The organism is Nocardia sp. PLKS1-43, assembly GCF_059510335.1.
This window is the reverse complement of record NZ_JCAJZQ010000022.1, coordinates 46,217-53,903: the sequence shown is the minus strand read 5'-3', so window position 1 is coordinate 53,903 and position 7,687 is coordinate 46,217. Positions and strand designations below refer to the sequence as shown.

Annotated in this window: 8 protein-coding genes; 1 reads left to right on the top strand and 7 read right to left on the bottom strand. The window is 68.9% G+C overall.

Features of this window, described 5'->3' with window-relative positions:
• From AC5WS7_RS39445 to AC5WS7_RS39435, 3 genes are all read right to left on the bottom strand, one after another.
• The coding region (locus AC5WS7_RS39445) for an acetyl-CoA C-acyltransferase (RefSeq protein WP_495959765.1) at positions 1-733 on the bottom strand (733 nt) is incomplete at its 3' end.
• Positions 726-1,379: a 3-oxoacid CoA-transferase subunit B gene (locus tag AC5WS7_RS39440; RefSeq protein WP_495959764.1), complete on the bottom strand. Its 654-nt coding sequence runs from the start codon at positions 1,377-1,379 to the stop codon at positions 726-728. The genes AC5WS7_RS39445 and AC5WS7_RS39440, both read right to left, overlap by 8 nt.
• A gap of 70 nt (positions 1,380-1,449) precedes the next feature.
• Entirely contained in the window at positions 1,450-2,202 is a 753-nt protein-coding gene (locus tag AC5WS7_RS39435) for a CoA transferase subunit A (RefSeq protein ID WP_495959763.1), read from the bottom strand.
• A 164-nt stretch (positions 2,203-2,366) separates the two neighbouring features.
• On the opposite strand from AC5WS7_RS39435, the gene AC5WS7_RS39430 reads away from it, so the two are divergent.
• Positions 2,367-3,140 carry an IclR family transcriptional regulator gene (locus AC5WS7_RS39430; RefSeq protein ID WP_495959762.1) on the top strand — a complete coding sequence of 258 codons (774 nt, stop codon included), beginning with the start codon at positions 2,367-2,369 and terminating at the stop codon, positions 3,138-3,140.
• A gap of 13 nt (positions 3,141-3,153) precedes the next feature.
• Here AC5WS7_RS39430 and AC5WS7_RS39425 read toward each other — a convergent pair whose 3' ends face one another.
• From AC5WS7_RS39425 to AC5WS7_RS39410, 4 genes are read right to left on the bottom strand one after another with little or no spacing between them, the layout of a single operon-like run.
• Entirely contained in the window at positions 3,154-3,990 is an 837-nt protein-coding gene (locus tag AC5WS7_RS39425) for an HpcH/HpaI aldolase/citrate lyase family protein (protein WP_495959761.1), read from the bottom strand.
• A 1-nt stretch (position 3,991) separates the two neighbouring features.
• Positions 3,992-4,498: a MaoC family dehydratase gene (locus AC5WS7_RS39420; protein ID WP_495959760.1), complete on the bottom strand. Its 507-nt coding sequence runs from the start codon at positions 4,496-4,498 to the stop codon at positions 3,992-3,994.
• A complete protein-coding gene (locus tag AC5WS7_RS39415; RefSeq protein WP_495959759.1) occupies positions 4,495-5,658 on the bottom strand; it encodes an acyl-CoA dehydrogenase family protein in 1,164 nt (387 codons plus the stop codon). Before AC5WS7_RS39415 ends, AC5WS7_RS39420 begins: the two co-directional genes overlap by 4 nt.
• Positions 5,655-7,682 (bottom strand): acetyl/propionyl/methylcrotonyl-CoA carboxylase subunit alpha, encoded by a 2,028-nt coding sequence (locus AC5WS7_RS39410; protein ID WP_495959758.1) that lies wholly within the window; start codon positions 7,680-7,682, stop codon positions 5,655-5,657. Before AC5WS7_RS39410 ends, AC5WS7_RS39415 begins: the two co-directional genes overlap by 4 nt.
• Positions 7,683-7,687 lie beyond the last annotated feature (5 nt).

Here is a 7,687-nt window from a genome sequence, read left to right as displayed (position 1 = left end):
TGGTGCCGTCCGGGGCGAAGGCCGGGCGCAGCTTGGCCAGCGACTCGACGGTCGTATCGGCCCGGACCCCCTCATCCTGGCTCACCATGATCGGATCGCCCTTGCGCTGCGGCACCGGCACCGGCGTCACCTCGTCGGTGAACACGCCGTTCTTCCAGGCCGAGGCGGCGTTGCGGTGCGAGGCGGCGGCGAAGGCGTCCTGATCCTCGCGGCTGATGGCGTCCACCGCGTTGCGGGCGTCGGTCAGCGCACCCATGGCCTGACCGGTGAAGATGTCCCGCAAGCCGTCCGCGATCATGTGGTCGTCCAGCGTCGCGTCGCCGTACTTGAACCCTTCGCGGCTCTTGGTCAGCAGGTGCGGCGCGCGGCTCATCGACTCCTGCCCGCCGGCCACCACGATCTCGTACTCTCCCGCGCGAATCAGCTGATCCGCCAACGCGATCGCGTTGATACCCGACAGGCACACCTTGTTGACGGTGACCGCCGGGACGTCCATCGGGATACCGGCGGCCACCGCCGCCTGGCGCGCGGGGATCTGGCCCGCACCGGCGGTCAGCACCTGTCCCATGATCACGTAGTCGACCTGTTCGGGCGCGACGCCGCTCTTGTCCAGGGCGGCATTGATCGCGAACCCGCCCAGATCCGAGCCGCTGAATCCGGACAGACCGCCCAGCAGCCGCCCGACGGGGGTCCGGGCTCCGGCGACGATGACGGAAGTGTGCGCATCAGACATGGGCTTGCTCCTCCAACGCGACGACGAGTTCGTAACCTGTTGCGGCGGTTATCTGTTCGACGGTCACATCGGGCGCGAGCTCGCGCAGCAGCAGCGTGCCGTCCCGCACATCGATGACGCCCAGATCGGTGATGATGCGATGCACCACGCCCTTGCCGGTCAACGGCAGCGAGCACCGCTCGACGATCTTGGGCCCGCCGTCGCGGTCGGTGTGCTCCATGACCACGATGACGCGCCGGGCGCCGTGCACCAGATCCATGGCGCCGCCCATCCCCTTGACCATCTTGCCGGGCACCATCCAGTTGGCCAGGTCGCCCTCGTGCGAGACCTGCATACCACCCAGGACCGCGGTATCGATGTGCTCGCCGCGAATCATGCCGAACGACAACGCCGAATCGAAGAACGCGGCGCCCGGGTTCACCGTCACGGTTTCCTTGCCCGCGTTGATGAGATTCGGGTCGACCTCGTCCTCGGTCGGATACGGGCCGGTGCCCAGGATGCCGTTCTCCGAGTGCAGCACCACGTTCACGCCCTCGGGGAGGTGATTGGGAATCAAGGTCGGCAGCCCGATCCCCAGGTTCACGTACTCGCCGTCGACCATCTCGGCCGCCGCGCGAGCCGCCATCTGTTGCCGCGTCCAGCTCATGCTGTGTCCTTTCCGTCATGAGCGGGGCGCTGCGTGGTGACGCTCCGCTGCCTCCTCCGCGCCTGACCACTCATGCCGCCGACACCGTCCTCTTCTCGATCCGCTTCTCCTGCACGCCCGTATGCACCAGCCGCTGGACGAACACGCCCGGCAGATGCACCTTCGACGGGTCCAGTTCCCCCGCCTCGACGAGGTTCTCCACCTGCACGATCGTGGTGCGCCCGGCCATCGCGGCCAGCGGGTTGAAGTTCATCGCGGTCTTGTCGAAGACGAGATTGCCCAGGGTGTCGCCGATTTCGGCGTGCACGAGCGCGAAGTCGGCGACGATCGACTCCTCGAGCACGTAGGTGCGCCCGCGGAACTCGCGCGTCTGTTTCGGCGGCGAGGCGATCGCCACCGAGCCGTCGGCGTGGTAGCGCCACGGCAGCCCGCCCTCGGCGATCGGGGTGCCGACTCCGGCCGGGGTGTAGAAGGCCGGAATTCCGGCGCCGCCCGCGCGCAGCCGCTCGGCGAGGGTGCCCTGCGGGGTGAGCTCCACCTCCAGCTCACCCGCGAGGTACTGCCGCGCGAACTCCTTGTTCTCCCCGACGTACGACGCGGTGACGCGCCGAATCCGACCGGCCGACAACAGGATTCCCAAACCCCAGTCGTCGACCCCGCAGTTGTTGGAGAACACCTCGAGCCCGGACACCCCGCGATCGGCCAGCGCGCCGATCAACTCGTTCGGGATGCCGCACAGGCCGAATCCGCCCACGGCGAGCGAGGCTTCGTCGGGTATGTCCGCGACGGCCTCGGCCGCCGAACCGTATATCGTCACCGCCACTGGGTACCGCACCTTTCGTCCACTGAACGGACGTCACAACCGTTCCCCGGTAGTGAACAATATTGCCGTCCTACCTCGGAAGTATCTCGCGCGAAGTGCTCGACATCCGATCGGATCACGACCTAGGTGTCCATGGAGTGAACGCGCTGGCCTATGCTTGCGGTATGGCTCGGTCGGCACCGGAGAGTTCGCACGTGGTCGAGCGCGCGGCGCGCCTGCTGCGCGCCATCAGCGCGTACCGGTCCGACGGCGCGTCGACCACCGAACTGGCCAATAACACCGGTCTGGCGCGTCCCACGGCACACAGACTGCTGGTATCGCTGGCCGAACAAGGTCTGGCGGATCGCGATCCGAAGACCGGGCGCTGGTCGCTCGGGCCCGAGTTGTATCTGCTCGGCGCCGTGGCCACGAACCGATACGACATCACCGACCAGGCCCGCGACATCGTCGATCAGCTCTCCAGACTGACCGGGGAGAGCGCGTTCCTGTCCGCCCATCGCGGCGACGAAACGGTCTGCATCCTGTGCCGGGAGGGCAGCTTCCCGCTGCGTTCGCACGTCCTGCACGAAGGTAAACGCTTCCCGCTGGGGGTGGCCTCGGCGGGCCTGGCCATTCTGAGCCACCTCCCGGACCGGGAGATCGACGACTACCTCCGGCACACCGACCTCGCGCCGGACTGGGGTGAGGCGCATTCGGAACAGCAAGTGCGCCAACGGATCGCGACCACCCTGGCCGACGGATACGCGGTGAACCCCGGGCTCATCGTGGAGGGCAGCTGGGGCATCGGGGCCGCGGTGTTCGACCGGGCCGACCGCCCCTCGTGGGCGTTGAGCCTCACCGGCGTCGAGACCCGTTTCCGGGAGCCGAGACGAACCGAGCTGGGCACGCTCCTGCTGGAGCATGCCCATCGACTCTCGGTGCGGCTCAAATCCCTCTGATCGAGATGCGCGGTCAGCCGACGGCCCGGTCACCCGCCCGCCGCACGATCTGCTCCGCGTGCCGGAACACCGGCGCGTCGACCATCTTGCCCTCGAAACTGAAGACGCCCCGCTCGCTCCCCGCCGCTGCGAGAACCCTGCTGGCCCAATCGAATTCCGCATCGGTGGGCGCGTACGCCGCCCGGATGACCGGCACCTGACTCGGGTGGATCGCGACCTTCACCTCGAATCCGACCGCGACGGCGTCATCGGCCTCGGCCCGCAGCCCGTCGAGATCCTTGATGTCGAGGTATACGCCGTCCAGCGCGAGCTTGCCGTACGCCTTCGCGGCCAGCAGACAGCTGGAGCGAAGATGGACCGCCACGTCCCGGTACGAGCCGTCCGCGCGGCGGCTCGCGGTACCGCCGAGCCCGGCGACCAGATCCTCCGCACCCCACATCACGGCAACCGCATTGGCCGCCCGCGCGGACTCGGCGACCGTCACCACGCCCAGCGGCGATTCGATCAGGGCGATCACCGCATACGGCGCCAGCGACGAAACCTGTTCCGCGGATTCGCATTTGGGCAGCATCACCCGGGTGTAGCGGGTCTGCCGCAACGCCTCCAGATCCAGGCGCTGATCCTCGGTGCCGTGCGCGTTGACGCGCACGACGGTCCGCTCCGGATCGAGCGGGGTGTCGATGACCGCGCGCCGCGCCGCCGCGCGATCCGCCGCCCCGACTCCGTCCTCGAGGTCCAGGATCACCACATCGGCGGCGGCCGCCGCCTTGGCGAACCGTTCGGGACGGTCGGCCGGGCAGAACAACCACGCCGGACCCGCCGGTGTCCAGGACGCCTGCGTCGAACCCATGTCACTGTCCTTCCGGCCGTTTGCGCACCATCGTCTTGCGGACCGCGGTCGCGACGACGTCACCGTGCTGATTGCGAGCGGTGTGGGCGAAAGTCACGATGCCCTCCCCCGGGCGGCTCTTGGACTCTCGCTTGTCCAGGATCTCGGTCTCCGCGTACAAGGTGTCACCGTGGAAGACCGGCTTGGGGAAAGCGATCTCGGAGAATCCGAGGTTGCCGACGATCGTCCCCTGCGTCAGCTGCGCCACGGACAGGCCGACGAGGGTGGACAGGGTGAACATCGAATTCACCAGCCGCGCGTTGAACGGCGGCAGGTCCTCGGCGAACGCGGCGTCCAGGTGCAGCGCCTGGGTGTTCATCGTCAACGTGGTGAACAGCACGTTGTCCGCCTCGGTGACGGTGCGCCCCGGGCGGTGCTCGTACACCGCGCCGGTCTCGAACTCCTCGAACCACAAGCCGCGCTGCACGATTCGGTGCGGTTGCCGGTCGGTGGCCGATTGCTCGTTCACAGTCCCGCCTCCCGCGCGATCAACATCAACTGCACCTCGGTGGTGCCCTCACCGATCTCCAGGATCTTCGAATCCCGGTAATGCCGGGCGACCGCGTATTCGTTCATGAAGCCGTAGCCGCCGAAGATCTGCGTCGCGTCCCGGGCGTTGTCCATCGCCGCCTCGCTCGCCGCCAGCTTCGCGATCGACGCCTGCTTCTTGAACGGCTTGCCCGCCAACATCAGTGCCGCCGCGTCGTAGTAGGCGGTGCGGGCGGTGTGCGCGCGCGCCTCCATCCGCGCGATCTTGAACGCGATCGACTGATTCGCACCGATCGGCCGCCCGAACGCCTCGCGCTCCTTGGCGTACCGGACCGATTCGTCGACGCAGCCCTGCGCCGCGCCCACGGACAACGCCGCGATCGCGATCCGGCCCTCGTCCAGGATCCGCAGGAAGTTCGCGTAGCCGCGCCCGCGCTCGCCGAGCAGATTCTCCCGCGGCACCCGGACGTCGTCGAAGCTGAGCGGATGGGTGTCCGAGGCATGCCAGCCGACCTTGTTGTAGGCCGGTTCGGCGGTGAACCCGGGGGTCGAGGTGGGCACCAGGATCGTCGAGATCTCCTTCTTGCCACCATCTTTCACACCCGTCACCGCCGTCACGGTGACCAGTTTCGTGATATCGGTGCCGGAGTTGGTGATGAACTGTTTGCTGCCGTTGATCACCCAGTCCGCACCGTCCTCGGTGGCGGTGGTGCGGGTGCCCCCGGCGTCGCTGCCCGCCCCGGGTTCGGTCAAACCGAAGGCGGCCAAGGACTTTCCGCTCGTCAGCTGCGGCAGCCATTCCTGCTTCTGCGCCTCGTTGCCGAACCGGTACACCGGCATCGCGCCGAGCGAGACGCCCGCCTCGAGGGTGATCGCGACGGACTGGTCGACCTTGGCCAGCTCCTCGAGCGCGAGGCACAGCGCGAAGTAGTCCCCGCCCTGACCGCCGTACTCCTCCGGGAACGGCAGGCCGAACAGTCCGAGTTCGGCCATGCCCGCGATGACCTCGTACGGGAAGGTGTGGTTGGCGTCGTGCTCGGCGGCGACCGGCGCGACCACCGCCCGGGTGAAGTCGCGGACCGTCTTCGCCAGCTGGGCGTAGTCGTCCGGTAGCGCCCCGGTGGACAGATAGTCGGTCATCTCTCGGCGTCCTTCTCGTTCTGCTCGTTGGGAATCACACGTGCCAGCAACTGGTCGACCTTGACCTGGTCGCCGGCGGCGACGTGGATCTCCACCGTGCCGTCGACCGGCGCGGTGAGGGCGTGTTCCATCTTCATCGCCTCGACGACCACGATGGTCGTGCCCGCGGTGACCGCGGCGCCGGACTCGACGCCGACGGCGATGACCGAGCCCGGCATCGGACTGGTCAGCTCCGCCTCCCCGGCGTGCGCGTCGCCGGCGCGGACGTTCTCCTCGGCCACTTCGCGGATCGTCACGACACCGGAAGAGCTTGCCAGCCAAAGGTTTTCGTCCTGTTCGGCGACTCGGTAGGTCTCGCCGAGGCCACCGATCGTGACTCGCAGTTCCGCCCCGGCCGGCGACGCGGTCAGGGATCGGGCCTGACCGTCGTCGATCGCGACGACCGCCGCGCCGGGGCTGCCGGTGATGCCGACGTGCACGACGCGACCGGGCGTCGCGAGCCGGAACGTGGTCGGCTGCGGACCGCCCACGCGCCATCCGCTCGGCACGTCCCAGGGGTCGGCGGCGCCGGCCGGCCACAGGTTCAGCCACCGGTGGACCGCGGCCGCGATGATCTGCTCGTCCGAGGGTTCGGCGGCGACGAAATCCGCCACCCGCCGGTCCAGCAGACCGGTGTCGAGGCGACCGGCCACCACGTCCGGATCGGCGAGCAGGAAACGCGCGAACTCGATATTGGTGACGACACCCAGCACCGCGGTCTCGGCCAGCGCCCGGTCCAGGCCGCGCAGCGCCGCCGCGCGATCGGCGCCGTGCGCGATCACCTTCGCCAGCATCGGGTCGTAGTCGCTGCCGACGACCGTGCCCACCCGCAGGCCGGAATCGACGCGCACCCCGGGACCGGTGGGTTCGACCAGATCCACGACCGTACCGCCGGTGGGCAGGAACCCGCGCGCGGGATCCTCGGCGTAGACGCGCGCCTCGATCGCGTGCCCGTTCATCGTGATCTCGTCCTGGGCGATCGTCAGCTTCTCCCCGGCCGCGACCCGCACCTGCCATTCCACCAGGTCCAGGCCGGTGACCAGCTCGGTCACCGGATGCTCGACCTGCAGCCGGGTGTTCATCTCCATGAAGAAGAACTCGTCCGGGCGATCCGCGGACACGATGAACTCCACCGTGCCCGCCCCCGCGTAGTCGACACTGCGGGCGGTATCGCAGGCCGCCGCGCCGATCCGGGCGCGGGTCGCCTCGTCCAGCAGCGGCGAGGGGGCTTCCTCGATCACCTTCTGATGCCGGCGCTGCAAACTGCACTCGCGCTCACCGAGATGGATCACGTTGCCGTGCGTGTCGGCGAGGATCTGCACCTCGATATGCCTGGGCCGCAACACGAATCGTTCCAGGAACAACGTGTCGTCGCCGAATGCCGAGGCCGCCTCGCGGCGGGCGGAGACCAGCGCCGCGGGCAGCTCGGCCGGATCCTCGACCATCCGCATCCCCTTGCCGCCACCGCCCGCGGACGGTTTGACCAGCACCGGATACCCGATATCCGCGGCAGCGGCGATCAGGTCGGCGTCGGTCAATCCCGGCTTCGCGATCCCCGGCACCACCGGCACCTCGAACGCCGCGACCGCGTTCTTGGCGGTGATCTTGTCCCCCATCACCTCGATCGCGTGCGCGGACGGACCCAGGAACGCGATCCCCGCCGCCTCCAGCGCGGCGGCGAAATCGGCGTTCTCGGAAAGGAATCCGTATCCCGGGTGCACCGCATGCGCGCCCGTCCGGCGCGCGGCCTCCACCACCTTGCCGATATCGAGATAGCTCTCCCGCGCCGCGGCGGGACCGAGCAGCACCGCCACATCGGCCTCGCGCACGTGCCGGGCATCGGCGTCCGCCTCGCTGTACACCGCGACCGAACGGATGCCCATCGCCCGCAGCGTGCGGATCACCCGCACCGCGATCTCACCCCGATTGGCCACCAGCACGGTGTGGAACAGGCGGGGCCCGCCGTCCGCCGATGTCGTCGTCATGTCGT

What these genes read in the sequence shown, in the direction of transcription:
- AC5WS7_RS39425 (WP_495959761.1), bottom strand. Translation starts at nt 3,990, where the DNA reads ATGGGTTCGACGCAGGCGTCCTGGACACCGGCGGGTCCGGCGTGGTTG.
- AC5WS7_RS39410 (WP_495959758.1), bottom strand. Translation starts at nt 7,682, where the DNA reads ATGACGACGACATCGGCGGACGGCGGGCCCCGCCTGTTCCACACCGTG.
- AC5WS7_RS39440 (WP_495959764.1), bottom strand. Translation starts at nt 1,379, where the DNA reads ATGAGCTGGACGCGGCAACAGATGGCGGCTCGCGCGGCGGCCGAGATG.
- AC5WS7_RS39415 (WP_495959759.1), bottom strand. Translation starts at nt 5,658, where the DNA reads ATGACCGACTATCTGTCCACCGGGGCGCTACCGGACGACTACGCCCAG.
- AC5WS7_RS39430 (WP_495959762.1), top strand. Translation starts at nt 2,367, where the DNA reads ATGGCTCGGTCGGCACCGGAGAGTTCGCACGTGGTCGAGCGCGCGGCG.